Below are 11,691 nucleotides of genomic sequence, written 5' to 3' on the forward strand. Positions count from 1 at the left end.
GGAAGGGCTCAGCCGGGGGCAGCAGGGCCAGCAGTACGGCCCGCCCGGCCAGGTCTACGGCCAGCCCGGCCCGCAGCAGGGCCAGCCGGGACACGGCCAGCAGGGACACGGTCAGCCGGGACAGCCGGGGTACGGTCAGCCGGGGCACCCGCAGCCGCCGCACGGTCAGCAGCAGGGCCAGCAGTTCGGCCCGCCTGGTCAGGTCTACGGCCAGCCCGGACCGCAGCAAGGCCAGCACGGCCAGCCAGGGCAAGGGCAGCCAGGACACGGCCACCCAGGACAAGGCCAGCCGGGACAGCACGGCCCGGGACCGCAGGGCCAGCCGGGCCACGGCCCGCAGTTCGGCCCGCCTGGTCAGGTCTACGGCCAGCCCGGACCGCAGCAAGGCCAGCCGGGGCAGAGCCAGCCCGGACAAGGCCAGCACGGTCCGCAGGGTCAGCCCGGCCAGCAGGGCCAGCCCGGCCAGCAGGGTCAGCCCGGCCAGCAGGGTCAGGGGCAGGTCCAGCACGGCCAGCAGGGACAAGGCCAGCAGGGACAAGGCCAGCAGGGACAAGGCCAGGGTCAAGGCCAGCAGGGACAAGGCCAGCAGGGACAAGGCCAGGGTCAAGGCCAGCAGGGACAAGGCCGCGGCGCCCACGGCTCGGCGGCCGTTCCGCAAGCGGCTGCCGGACCGCAGGCGCCGGCCGCGCCGCAAACGGCCCCGTTCAGTGCTCCGCCGGTGAGCGCGGCTCCAGTGAGCGCCGCTCCCCCGGTAAGCGCGGCCCCCGCGAGTGCCGTTCCGGCGAGCGCGGCCCCGGTCAGTGCCGCTCCGGTCAGCGCCGCTCCGGTGAGTGCTGCTCCGGTGAGTGCTGCGCCAACCAGCGCCGTGCCCACCAGCGCGGTGCCCACCAGTGCTGTACCCGCGAGCAGCGCTCCGGTGAGCCCCGCGCCGGTCGACCAGGAGAACTCGGACGCGCCGGTCTCGCCCGCCGCCGTGGCCACGCCGGACACCGTGCTTCCGGTGGCCGCCAGCGCGAGCGGCGCGGCTCCCGCGCTGTCCGCGCCCACGATGTTGCATCCCCTGGTACGCCCGAAGACGCTGGCCGACGTCACGGCGGCCGAGGAGCAGGCCACCGAGGTCGAGCCGAAGCCGGTCGGGGAGACGAGCGACGAGCCCGAGGCGGCTGAGGAACCGGCGGCCGACGAGAAGACGCCGGACCCGGAGCAGGAGCTGGCCGACGTCGAGTGGCGGTTCCACCACGACACGCTGCGCGAGCTCGTCGATGATCCGGATCTGCTGCGGGAGATCCGGGATCGGCTGACCACCAAGCTCACCCCGGCGACCGACAACGCCGTACGCGCGCGGCTGCTGAGCCTGCGCGCCGTGGTCTCCCGGATTCTCGGCGACCTGAGCAAGGCGCTGTCGGACGCCAAGATGGCGCTGATGCACGCCGAGGCGACCGGTCAGTTGCGCCGGATCGCGATCGCGCAGGCCCGGTTGGCGCACGTGTTGCAGTGGCGAGGCGACTTCGCCGACGCCGACCAGTTGTTCGCCGAGGCGAACTCGCCGGAGCTGCCCGACCGGTTGCGCGCGACGATGCACGAGCACGCCGGCAAGTCCTGCTACGACCAGGGCCGCTACATCGAGGCCTGCAATCACTTCGAGAAGGCGCTCGAGCTGCGCAAGGTCGAGGACCCGGAGCTGATGGCCCGGACCGAGATCGCCCTCGACGCCGTCTTCCGCAAGGTCGCCGAGAACGGCTGGGGCCCCTATCCGCGTACGCGGGACGAGATCCTGCGGGTGCACAAGCCGCCGGTGCCGCAGTTCGACGACAAGAAGCAGTGCTGGGGTTACGTGGATCCGTCCGGCACGACCGGGATCTCCCCGGCGTTCGCCGACGTCCAGCCGTTCCGCGACGGGGTCGCCTGGGTACGCCGCCCGGAGTCGGAGACCTGGGAGCTGATCGACGAGGCCGGTCTGCGGCTGATCGACGCGAACGCGGGCTGGCTCGGGGTCGGCTCGTTCAGCGAGGGCCTGGCCTGGGTGTCCCGCGACGGGCACAGTGGCTGGGTCGCGATCGACAAGAAGAACCGCGTCGTGATCCCGGGCGGCTTCGACGACGTCCGGCCGTTCCGCCGCGGGGTCGCCGCGGTACGCCGGGGCGGCTGGGGCGCGGTCGACAAGGCCGGCAAGGTCGTGGTGCCGACGCAGTTCGCGGCGTTCGCCACCGCGCTGACCGACGGCCGTTACGTCGACGGTTTCACCGACGAGGGCCTGGCCATCGTCGACAACGGCGGGCGCAAGGGCGTGGTCGACAAGTCCGGCAAGATGGTCGTCCCGCCGGTGCACCCGGCGCTGGTGATCCACCCCGTGGCGTTCCTGGTGGCCAGCCCGCAGGGCAAGTGGGGTGCGCTCGACCGGCGCGGCCGGCCGCTGATCGACATGGAGCTGGGCAGCCGGATCGCCGTCATCGAGGAGATCGACCGGCTGCTGGCGGACACCAAACCGGTGCTGTGAACTGACCAGATAGGGTCGGTCGCATGGAGTTCCGTCATCTCGGCCGCTCTGGCCTGCTCGTCAGTGAAATCTCCTACGGCAACTGGATCACGCACGGCTCGCAGGTCGAGGAGGAGGCCGCGCAGGCGTGCGTACGCGAGGCGCTGGACCTCGGCATCACCACCTTCGACACCGCCGACGTGTACGCCGGGACCCGCGCCGAGGAGGTGCTGGGCCGGGCGCTCAAGGGCGAGCGCCGGGCGGGGCTGGAGATCTTCACGAAGGTCTACTGGCCGACCGGGCCGGGTCGCAACGACCGTGGCCTGTCCCGCAAGCACGTCATGGAGTCGATCGACGGGTCGCTGCGCCGGCTGCAGACCGACTACGTCGACCTCTACCAGGCTCACCGTTTCGACTACAGCACTCCGCTGGAGGAGACGATGGTGGCGTTCGCCGACATCGTCCACGCGGGGAAGGCGCACTACATCGGCGTCTCGGAGTGGACCGCCGACCAGATCCGGCAGGCTCACGCGCTGGCGACCGAGCTGCGCATCCCGCTGGTCTCGTCGCAGCCGCAGTACTCCATGCTGTGGCGCGTGATCGAGGCCCAGGTCGTGCCCACCTCCGAGGAGCTGGGGCTCGGCCAGATCGTCTGGTCGCCGATGGCGCAGGGCGTCCTGACCGGCAAGTACCTGCCGGGGCAGCCGCCGCCCGCCGGCTCCCGGGCGACCGACGAGGCGAACTCGCACTTCATCCAGAAGTGGCTCGCCGACGACGTGCTGACCCGGGTGCAGCAGCTCAAGCCGATCGCGGCGCAGGCCGACCTGACGCTGGCCCAGCTGGCCGTGGCCTGGGTGCTGCAGAACCCGAACGTGTCCAGCGCCATCGTCGGCGCGACCCGGCCGGAGCAGCTCCGCGACACCGTCAAGGCGTCCGGCGTGCAGCTGGGCGCGGATCTGCTCAAGGCGATCGACGACGTGCTGGAGCCGGTCATCGAGCGTGACCCGGGCCAGACCCAGTCGCCCGCGCAGCGCCCCTGACGGCGTACTGCTAGAAGCGGCGCGCGCCGGTGCAGGCGCGCGCCGCTGTCGCGGCTACGGGGAGAGCAGGCTCATCCGGTACTCGATCCGGTCGTCCTCGACCAGGACCGCGGTGACCGCACCGGCCGCGACCGCCTCTTTCCAGGTCTGCCCCAGCCATGATTCGGCGTCGGCCTGACCACCGAACGATTCGGCCGGGTGTTCGACCGGCTTGCCGTCCGCGTCCTCGTAACGCCATGTCCACGCCATCGCCGTGCCTCCCTCGCTGCGGGCAAGACCAACAAGCCATTAGATTACGTGCCATGGCACAAGAAGCTGACCGCACTCCTGGCGGCTCGCGCAAGCACTCCCCGGCATGGACGGCCGCGCTGGTGCTCGGTGGCATCCGCTCCGGCAAGTCGGACTTCGCGGAGGGCCTCGCGACCGAGGCCGCCGCCGGCGGTGTGGTCCGCTATGTGGCGACCGCGCAGACCGATCCCGCCGACGAGGCGTGGCAGCAGCGCATCGAGGCGCACCGCGCCCGCCGGCCGGCCGGGTGGACCACCGAGGAATTGGAAGATCCCACCGATCTGCTGGTCGCGCTGCGTACGGCGGAGGCGGGCGAGGTTCTGCTCGTGGACGACCTCGGCGGCTGGGCGACGCGGCTGCTGCCGTTGACCGCGGAGGAGCGCCGGGAACGGATCGACGCGCTCGGGCGCTCGGTCGCGGCGTGCGCCGGCCAGGTCGTCCTGGTCAGCCCGGAGGTCGGGCTCAGTCTCGTCCCGGCGACCGAGTCCGGCGCGGACTTCGCCGACCTGGTGGGTGAGATCAACCAGATCGTCGCGGACGCCGCCGACCGGGTCGCGCTGATCATCGCCGGGCAGACGTCCTGGCTGAAGCCGCCGGGCGGCCCGTCGGCCGACGGTGCGCCGGCCCGCCCGGTGAGCACCTCGCAGCCCGCTCAGGCCGTCGAGATGGACGTCCCGGAGGTCATCACGCCGGTCGCCGAGCCGGACACGGCCGGCGGCGCGCTCACCGAGCCGACGATGGCCCTGCCGATGATCGCGACCGGGCTGGTCATCCAGGCCAACATGGAACTGCCGCTGCCGGACGAGGAGGCCGAGCGCGACGCCAAGGCCCGGCTCGGCGCGCTGGACCTGCCCGGGTCGGGCTTCGGCAAGCTCGCCAAGCCGATCCGGTTCGCCGCGGCGACCCAGCGGGCGGCGACGCCGCACCCGTGGCGTTCGGTACGCATGATGCTGCTGTACGCCGACCACGAGGGCAACATCGCGGCCGGGGTGGACGTCGGCGACTCGGCGCACTGGGCGGCGCAGGCGCGCGCCGGAGCGGGCCCGATCGGGCTGCTGGCCGCGCGTACCGGGGCGACGATCCAGGTCGTCGACGCGGCGACGGCGGGCGACATCGAGTGGGTCGACGCCGCGACCCCGGAGGCGGTGGAGGCCGGGCTGCGCCACGGCTGGCGGTTGGCCGAGGAGGCGGTGGACGCCGGCGTCGACCTCATCGCGCTGGGCTCCTGCGGCGCGGGCGCCGACACCGTGGCGGCGACGCTCATCTCGGCCATGACCTCGGCCGAACTGGCCGCCCTGCTGGGCCGCCGGGTCAGCGCCGACGGCAGCGTGGACGACAACTCCTGGATGCTGCGCTGCGCCGCCGCCCGGGACGCGCTCAACCGGCTGCGGGAGGACACGCTCTCCCCGAAGATGCTGCTGGCCCGGATCGGCGGCGTCGACTTCGCCATCGCCGTCGGCATCCTGCTGGGCGCGACCGCCCGGCGTACGCCGGTGCTGATGGACGGCCCGGTCGCGATCGCCGCCGCCCTGCTGGCCCGGGATCTGGCCGGTCAGGTGCGGCACTGGTGCCTGCTGCCCGACGCGGGCGGCGATCCGGCCACCCTGCAGGGCGCCGACGTCCTCGGCCTCGAACCCTTCCTCGACCTGCGACTGGGCCTGGGCGAGGGGGCGTCGGCGCTGGCGGCGCTGCCCCTCATCCAGTCGGCGATCAGCCTCGCGCAGACCACGATGGCGGCGGGTGCGCCAGCGACCGGTCGCGTCGCCGCGCCGGAGTCCGCTGACGGCGTACCAGTCGAGGAAGCGGAAGAAAAGGCGGATCTCGATGCCGCCGACGGTCTGGAGTGACGCGCTGCGCCTGGCGCTGACCACGTTCACGGTCGTGCCTTGGCCTGACCGCACTTCTGGCGGCTCGGGCAAGCCCGCCCCGGCGACGGGTGTCCTGGACCGGCGCGCGGCCGGGCGGGCGATGGCGCTGGCGCCGTGGCTGGGCGCGCTGCTCGGGGCGGTGCTGGGCGCGGTGCTCGCGGGCCTGCGCGAGGTGACCGCGGCCCCGATCGCCGGCGCGCTGACCGTCGGGCTGGCCGCGCTGCTGACTCGTGGCCTGCACCTGGACGGGCTCGCGGACACCGTGGACGCGCTGGGGTCCTATCGCGACCGGGAGCGCGCCCTGCGGATCATGAAGTCGCCCGAGGTCGGCCCGTTCGGGGTCGTCGCGCTCGTGCTGGTCCTGTTGCTCCAGACGCTCACCTTGGCCCAGGCGCCGGTCTGGGCGGTGGTCGCGGCGTTCGCGGCCGGGCGCTGCGCGATCACGCTGGCCTGCGCGCGGGGCATCCCGTCCGCGCGGCCCGACGGGCTCGGCGCGTTCGTCGCGGGCTCGGTTCCCCGGATGGTCGCGCTGCTCAGCGCGGTCGCCGTGGCGGCGCTGGCGATTCCCGCGGTGCCAGGCCGCCCGTGGCAGGGGCCGGTCGTCGTCGCCCTCGCCCTGTTCGCGCTGCTCCTGCTCCTTCGCCATCTGGTACGCCGACTGGGCGGCATCACCGGAGACGTGTTGGGAGCGGCGACCGAGACGGTCGTGACGCTGGTCCTGATCGGCTTGACCCTGTCCTAGAACACGTGTTCTAATCGACGTATGCGATGGCTCGGCCAAGCTGCTTCTTCAGCTGCACCCCCCACTGACTTCCCGGCTGCGTCGGCGACCCCACCCCTGCCGCCGACGCAGCCGGGACTGTTCGACATCCCCGGCGCGGTAGCACGGACGTTCGACACGCCGGGCTTCGCCGGGATGACGTTCTACGAGATCAACGCCAAATCGCTGCTGAACCGGGTGCCCAGCCAGTCGCAGGTGCCGTTCGAGTGGACCGTCAACCCCTATCGCGGCTGCTCACACGCCTGCGTCTACTGCCTCGGCGGCGACACCCAGATCCTGATGGCCGACGGCCACACCCGCCCGCTGGCCGAGCTGCGGGTCGGGGACAAGATCTACGGCACCGTCCGGTTCGGGTCGCGCCGCCGCTACGCGGTGACCGAGGTGCTCGACCACTGGATCACGTACAAGCCGGCCTTCCGGGTGACCCTGGCCGACGGCACCCAGCTCGTGGCGAGCGGCGACCACCGGTTCCTGACCGCCAAGGGCTGGCGGCATGTCGCCGAGGGCGATCGGCTCGCCGGGTTCGGGCAGACTCCGCCGAACGGACCGCTGGAGGGGGCGTACGTGGGCGTGGCGCCCGACCTCGACGTCGTGGACGTGGAGCCGCTGGAGAAGCGGCAGAACCTGTTCGACATCACGACCGGCAGCGGCGACTTCATCGCCAACGGCGTGGTCAGCCACAACTGCTTCGCCCGCAACACCCACACGTACCTCGACCTCGACTCGGGGCACGACTTCGACAGCAAGGTGATCGTCAAGGTCAACGCCGGTCAGGTGCTGCGCCGGGAGCTGGCCCGGCCGTCCTGGTCCGGCGCGCCGATCGCGATGGGCACCAATGTGGACTGTTACCAGCGGGCGGAGGGCCGTTACGGGCTCATGCGGGAGATCCTGGCCGCGCTGCGCGACTTCGCGAACCCTTTCTCCATCCTGACCAAGGGCACGCTGATCCTGCGCGACCTCGACCTGCTTCAGCAGGCGGCCGAGGTCACCTCGGTCCGGCTCGCGATGTCGATCGGCTTCGTCGACGAGGAGCTGTGGCGCGCCGTCGAACCCGGGACGCCCAGCCCGCAGCGCCGCCTCGACGTGGTGCGCCGGCTGTCGGACGCCGGTTTCGAGGTCAACGTGCTCATGGCGCCGATCCTGCCCGGGTTGACCGACACCGAGGAGTCCATCTCCGCCACCGTCTCGGCGATCGCGGCCGCGGGAGCGGCCGGAGTGATGCCGATCCCGCTGCATCTGCGTACCGGGGCCAAGGAGTGGTATGCGGCCTGGCTCGCCCGCAATCACCCCCACCTGCTGCCGCACTACCGTTCGCTGTACGGCGCACGGGCGTACCTGAGTCAGGACCAGCAGCGCGTCATCAGTGCGCGGGTGCGGGCGGCCGCTCGGCGCTGCGGACTCGTGCCGCCCACGCCGCTGCGTACCGCCTGATCCGTCCGCCCGGCGTGGGTCAGGCGCGGCGGGGCCAGAGCGTGCGCAGGCCGACGAAGACGAGGAAGCAGGCGAAGAGGCGGTCCGCCACCCCCTGCGGGAGGCGTACGGACAGCTGAGCGGTCGCCAACGCGGCCAGCATCCCAGAACAGCCGATCCACAGCGCCTCGGGCAGCGAGCCCAGTCCGTTGCGGAGGTTGCGCCAGCTGCCGAGGGCGGAGGTCGGCAGGATCACGAGCAGCGACGTCCCCTTGGCGAGGATGGCGGACAGTCCGTAGCCGAGCTGCATGAGCGGCACCATGGCCGCCCCGCCGCCGACCCCGGTCAACGCGGCCAGCACGCCGATCGCGATCGCCGCCGGGATCAGCCACACCAGCCGCCAGCCGTGGTCGACCGTGCCGGTGGCCTCGGCGGTGCCGAACGCCATCCGGACGGCGATGCCGAGGGCGAAGATGCCGAAGATCCAGCGCAGGACGTCAAGCGGCAACCGGGTCAGCAGGTGGGTGCCGATCCACGCCCCGATCAGGGAACCGGTGATCAACGGAAGCGCCACGACGACGTCGACCTCGCCGTGCAGCGCGTACGCGATCATGGCGGCGAGCGACAACGGGCCGATCGCGATGAACGAGGTGGCGACCGCCTGCCGCTGGTCCCGGCCGCACCAGGCGACCAGGGCGGGCACGACGACCGCGCCGCCGCCGACGCCGAACAGGGCGGACATGACGCCGGCGAGCAGGCCGATGCCCACCAGCACCGGGCGACGCGCCGTCATCGGGCCTCGTCGAACTGCTTGACCAGCTTCTTCGGCGCGGTACGCCGCCACGCCTCGACGACCAGCTCGTGCAGTTCGTCGGGATCGACCTTCGCGAGGTCGACCCGCACCCAGCCGAACCGGCCCACGTACGCGGCGAAGGCGTACACGTCGGGTTGGGTGGCGAGCAGCTGTTCCTGCTCGTCCTTGCTCGCCTTGACCGTGCAGCTCGGGCTGTCCGGGGAACCCGAGGCGAACATCTTGCCGTTGACCCGGAGCGTCGGGTGGCCCCATTCGGCCACCATGACCTCCTCGCCGCCGGGCAGGTCGAGAACCCACTGCTTGAGCTGCTCGTACGTCACCGCCATACCGGCGACCCTAGTGATCTCAGCACGCGAGACGAGACGGGGGTTGCCGGTGGGAGCGCTCTCAGCCGATGATGTCCGCCATGGAGAGCGTCACGAAGCGCAAGCTGTCGCCGGACGACATCCGGCAGTTCATCCAGGCCGGGCTCGGACCGGACGCCGAAGTCGTCGCGCATTCGGAGTTCACCGAGGGCTTCTACGCCGCCGTGCACGGGGTGACGCTCGCCGACGGCCGGCAGGTCGTGCTCAAGGTCGCCCCCGATCCGACCCTGCGGCAGCTGCGGTACGAGGTCGACCTGATGCGGACCGAGATCGAGTTCTACGAGAAGGCCGCGACGGCCGGCGTACCGCTCCCCCGGCTCTGGCACGCCGACCCCGACGTCGGCTTCATGATCATGGAGCGGCTCGGCGGGAACCTCTTCTCCAAGGCCAAGGAGGAGATGAGCGTCGAGGAGATCCGGCAGGTCCGGCGGCACATCGGCGAACTCTGCGCACGGCTCAATCGCGTACGCGGAGAGCTCTTCGGTTATCCGCGCCGCGATGGGCGTACCAGATCCGCGAGCTGGCGAGAGGCGTTCCTGGCGATCATCGCGGACATCCTGGCCGATGCGGAGGAGTTCGAGCGGGACCTGACGCGGCCGGTGAGCGAGGTGCGGGCGTTGATCGAACGGCACGCCGCCGTGCTCGACGCGGTGACCGAGCCGGCGCTGGTGCACTTCGATCTGTGGGACGGCAACATCTTCGTCCGCCGCGAAGCGGGCGGATGGGCGATCGAGGGCATCATCGACGGGGAGCGCGCCCTGTACGCCGACCCGATCCTGGAACTCGTCTCACTGATCACGTTCTGCGGGCCGGAGGAGGCGGCGGCGGTCGTCGACGGCTGGCTCGGCCGGCCGCTGACCGACGACGAGCAGCTGCGGCTGTGCCTCTACCGGGTCTACCTGTGGCTGATCCTCGTGGTCGAACTCGCGGTCCGGCTCTATCCGCCGGACGAGGAGCAGCGGGTGCTCAGCTGGGTCCGCCCCAACCTCGCGGCCGACCTGTCCACTCTGGACGCTGCCTGACTTTCCTTTAGGCGCAGATCAGGGATACGCATGCTTCCAGTGCCTCCGGAAGGCCGCGTATCCCTGATCTGCAAGAAAAGCTAGCGGACCGAGGGGGTCACGAAGGGCGGCCGGGTCAGCGTCATCGACGACCGGCGACCTCGGATGTCGACCTCCACCGTGTCGCCGTCGACCAGGCCGGCGGCGGTGTCGATGAGCGCCAGCGCGATGCCGACCTTGCGGGTGGGCGAGAAGGTGCCGCTCGTGATCTCGCCGACGATGTCGTCGCCGACGTAGACGCTCATGTGCGGGCGCGGGATGCCCCGATCGTTGGCCACCAGGCCACGGAGCGTACGCACCGAGCCGGCGTCCTTCTCGGCCAGCAGCACGTCCCGGCCCCAGAAGGCCGGCTTGTTCCAGCCGACCGCCCACCCGGAGCGGCCCTCGACCGGGCTGATCTCCGGCGAGAGGTCCTGGCCGTGCAGTGGGTAGCCCATCTCGGTCCGCAGGGTGTCCCGGGCGGCCAGACCGCAGGCGCGGGCCTCGATCGGCGTACCGAAGAGGGCGTCCCACACCTCGGCGGCCCGGGCGGCCGGGACGACCAGCTCGTAGCCGTGCTCGCCGGTGTATCCGGTGCGGCACACGGTCAGCTCGACGGGCTCGTCCCCGACGGCGAGCGTGGCCAGCTCGAAGCTCATGTAGTCGTGCTCGGTCGGCAGGTTCAGCGCGGCCAGCAGCTCGGCCGACTTCGGCCCCTGGACGGCGAAGACGGCGTAGTCCGGGTGCTCGTTGGTGACGGTCACCCCGGCCGGCGCGGCGGCGGTGAACCGGCGGACGACCTCGGCGGTGTTCGCCGCGTTCGGGATCAGGAAGACGTGATCCTCCGCGAACAGGTACGCGATGATGTCGTCGACGACGCCGCCGGTCAGGTTGTCGCAGCACAACGTGTACTGCGCCTTGCCCGGCTTGATGCGGTCGAGGTCGTTGGTCAGGCACGCGTTGACGAAGGCCGCCGCGCCCGGTCCGGCGATCCGGGCCTTGCCCAGGTGCGACACGTCGAACACGCCGACGGCCTCCCGGACCGCGGCATGCTCCTTGAGCACGCCGCCCCCGGCGTACTCGAGGGGCATCTCCCAGCCCCCGAAGGGGGCGAACTTGGCGCCCAGCGCCACGTGACGATCATGTGCGGGCGACCGGAGAAGAGGCTGGTGAGCGGCGCTGGTCACGTCAGACATGGGGACGAACTTACCCGGTGCCCCCGATGTGGTTAGAGTCGCAGGGTCAGGATCTATCTGTGATTCGGAGAACCCGGGTGACCACCTCTATCGCACTGAGCTTGTTCGACACCGATCCCGCTGAGCTGGCCGTGGACGCCGTCGTGATCGGCGTCCACAGCCCAGGCGAGGACGCCGAGTCCCGTGACCTCCTGCTGGCCTCGGGCGCGCAGAGCGTCGCGGCGGCGTTCGACGGCCGGCTGAGCGCCACGCTGAGCCTGCTCGGAGCGACCGGCTCCGCCGGCGAGATCACCAAGCTGGCCACGCTGGGCGCCATCACCGCCCCGATCGTGGTCGCCGTCGGGCTCGGCCCGGAGCCGACAGGTCGACCTTGCCGTTGGCGGGCAGCCCGTGCAGCCGCTGCATCTCCTGGA

At 71.9% G+C, this 11,691-nt stretch carries 13 protein-coding genes; 7 read left to right on the top strand and 6 right to left on the bottom strand.

Annotated elements, in window-relative coordinates; translation table 11 throughout:
- Together AB0M47_RS39435 and AB0M47_RS39440 are read right to left on the bottom strand one after the other, a co-directional pair.
- Window positions 1-637 (bottom strand): hypothetical protein (locus AB0M47_RS39435; RefSeq protein ID WP_363423339.1); only part of this gene is annotated, 637 nt, incomplete at its 3' end.
- Entirely contained in the window at window positions 604-990 is a 387-nt protein-coding gene (locus AB0M47_RS39440; RefSeq protein ID WP_363423341.1) for a pentapeptide repeat-containing protein, read from the bottom strand. The genes AB0M47_RS39440 and AB0M47_RS39435, both read right to left, overlap by 34 nt.
- On the opposite strand from AB0M47_RS39440, the gene AB0M47_RS39445 reads away from it, so the two are divergent.
- Window positions 917-2,497 (top strand): WG repeat-containing protein, encoded by a 1,581-nt coding sequence (locus AB0M47_RS39445; RefSeq protein ID WP_363423343.1) that lies wholly within the window; start codon window positions 917-919, stop codon window positions 2,495-2,497. The genes AB0M47_RS39440 and AB0M47_RS39445 overlap by 74 nt on opposite strands.
- A 23-nt stretch (window positions 2,498-2,520) precedes the next feature.
- Entirely contained in the window at window positions 2,521-3,516 is a 996-nt protein-coding gene (locus AB0M47_RS39450) for an aldo/keto reductase family protein (RefSeq protein WP_363423345.1), read from the top strand.
- A 54-nt stretch (window positions 3,517-3,570) separates the two neighbouring features.
- On the opposite strand, the gene AB0M47_RS39455 is transcribed toward AB0M47_RS39450, so the two are convergent.
- Window positions 3,571-3,765, bottom strand: a complete 195-nt coding sequence (locus tag AB0M47_RS39455; protein WP_363423347.1) for a hypothetical protein — start codon at window positions 3,763-3,765, stop codon at window positions 3,571-3,573.
- A gap of 53 nt (window positions 3,766-3,818) precedes the next feature.
- On the opposite strand from AB0M47_RS39455, the gene AB0M47_RS39460 reads away from it, so the two are divergent.
- The 3 genes from AB0M47_RS39460 to AB0M47_RS39470 are packed head-to-tail and all read left to right on the top strand — an operon-like array spanning window position 3,819 to window position 7,884.
- Window positions 3,819-5,651: a bifunctional adenosylcobinamide kinase/adenosylcobinamide-phosphate guanylyltransferase gene (locus tag AB0M47_RS39460; RefSeq protein WP_363423349.1), complete on the top strand. Its 1,833-nt coding sequence runs from the start codon at window positions 3,819-3,821 to the stop codon at window positions 5,649-5,651.
- A complete protein-coding gene (locus AB0M47_RS39465) occupies window positions 5,629-6,414 on the top strand; it encodes an adenosylcobinamide-GDP ribazoletransferase (protein WP_363423351.1) in 786 nt (261 codons plus the stop codon). The genes AB0M47_RS39460 and AB0M47_RS39465 overlap by 23 nt, the downstream gene beginning before the upstream one ends.
- A 21-nt stretch (window positions 6,415-6,435) precedes the next feature.
- On the top strand, window positions 6,436-7,884 hold the full coding sequence (locus AB0M47_RS39470) for an Rv2578c family radical SAM protein (protein ID WP_363423353.1): 1,449 nt from the start codon (window positions 6,436-6,438) through the stop codon (window positions 7,882-7,884).
- Between the two features lie 19 nt (window positions 7,885-7,903).
- On the opposite strand, the gene AB0M47_RS39475 is transcribed toward AB0M47_RS39470, so the two are convergent.
- Together AB0M47_RS39475 and AB0M47_RS39480 are read right to left on the bottom strand one after the other, a co-directional pair.
- Window positions 7,904-8,656: a sulfite exporter TauE/SafE family protein gene (locus AB0M47_RS39475; RefSeq protein ID WP_363423355.1), complete on the bottom strand. Its 753-nt coding sequence runs from the start codon at window positions 8,654-8,656 to the stop codon at window positions 7,904-7,906.
- Window positions 8,653-9,003 (bottom strand): MmcQ/YjbR family DNA-binding protein, encoded by a 351-nt coding sequence (locus AB0M47_RS39480; protein ID WP_363423357.1) that lies wholly within the window; start codon window positions 9,001-9,003, stop codon window positions 8,653-8,655. The genes AB0M47_RS39475 and AB0M47_RS39480 overlap by 4 nt, the downstream gene beginning before the upstream one ends.
- Before the next feature lie 80 nt (window positions 9,004-9,083).
- On the opposite strand from AB0M47_RS39480, the gene AB0M47_RS39485 reads away from it, so the two are divergent.
- Complete coding sequence (locus tag AB0M47_RS39485; RefSeq protein ID WP_363423359.1) at window positions 9,084-10,064, top strand: aminoglycoside phosphotransferase family protein; 981 nt, start codon at window positions 9,084-9,086, stop codon at window positions 10,062-10,064.
- A gap of 80 nt (window positions 10,065-10,144) precedes the next feature.
- On the opposite strand, the gene gcvT is transcribed toward AB0M47_RS39485, so the two are convergent.
- Entirely contained in the window at window positions 10,145-11,278 is a 1,134-nt protein-coding gene (gene gcvT, locus AB0M47_RS39490) for a glycine cleavage system aminomethyltransferase GcvT (RefSeq protein ID WP_363423361.1), read from the bottom strand.
- Between the two features lie 77 nt (window positions 11,279-11,355).
- Between gcvT and AB0M47_RS39495 the strand changes: the two genes are divergently transcribed.
- On the top strand, window positions 11,356-11,691 hold a 336-nt coding region (locus tag AB0M47_RS39495), incomplete at its 3' end, for a M17 family peptidase N-terminal domain-containing protein (protein ID WP_363423363.1).

The organism is Hamadaea sp. NPDC051192, from assembly GCF_040682475.1.
GTDB classification, from domain to species: Bacteria; Actinomycetota; Actinomycetes; order Mycobacteriales; family Micromonosporaceae; genus Hamadaea; species Hamadaea flava.

What these genes read in the sequence shown, in the direction of transcription:
- AB0M47_RS39450 (WP_363423345.1), top strand. Translation starts at nt 2,521, where the DNA reads ATGGAGTTCCGTCATCTCGGCCGCTCTGGCCTGCTCGTCAGTGAAATC.
- AB0M47_RS39455 (WP_363423347.1), bottom strand. Translation starts at nt 3,765, where the DNA reads ATGGCGTGGACATGGCGTTACGAGGACGCGGACGGCAAGCCGGTCGAA.
- AB0M47_RS39460 (WP_363423349.1), top strand. Translation starts at nt 3,819, where the DNA reads ATGGCACAAGAAGCTGACCGCACTCCTGGCGGCTCGCGCAAGCACTCC.
- AB0M47_RS39465 (WP_363423351.1), top strand. Translation starts at nt 5,629, where the DNA reads ATGCCGCCGACGGTCTGGAGTGACGCGCTGCGCCTGGCGCTGACCACG.
- AB0M47_RS39470 (WP_363423353.1), top strand. Translation starts at nt 6,436, where the DNA reads ATGCGATGGCTCGGCCAAGCTGCTTCTTCAGCTGCACCCCCCACTGAC.
- AB0M47_RS39475 (WP_363423355.1), bottom strand. Translation starts at nt 8,656, where the DNA reads ATGACGGCGCGTCGCCCGGTGCTGGTGGGCATCGGCCTGCTCGCCGGC.
- AB0M47_RS39480 (WP_363423357.1), bottom strand. Translation starts at nt 9,003, where the DNA reads ATGGCGGTGACGTACGAGCAGCTCAAGCAGTGGGTTCTCGACCTGCCC.
- AB0M47_RS39485 (WP_363423359.1), top strand. Translation starts at nt 9,084, where the DNA reads ATGGAGAGCGTCACGAAGCGCAAGCTGTCGCCGGACGACATCCGGCAG.
- gcvT (WP_363423361.1), bottom strand. Translation starts at nt 11,278, where the DNA reads ATGTCTGACGTGACCAGCGCCGCTCACCAGCCTCTTCTCCGGTCGCCC.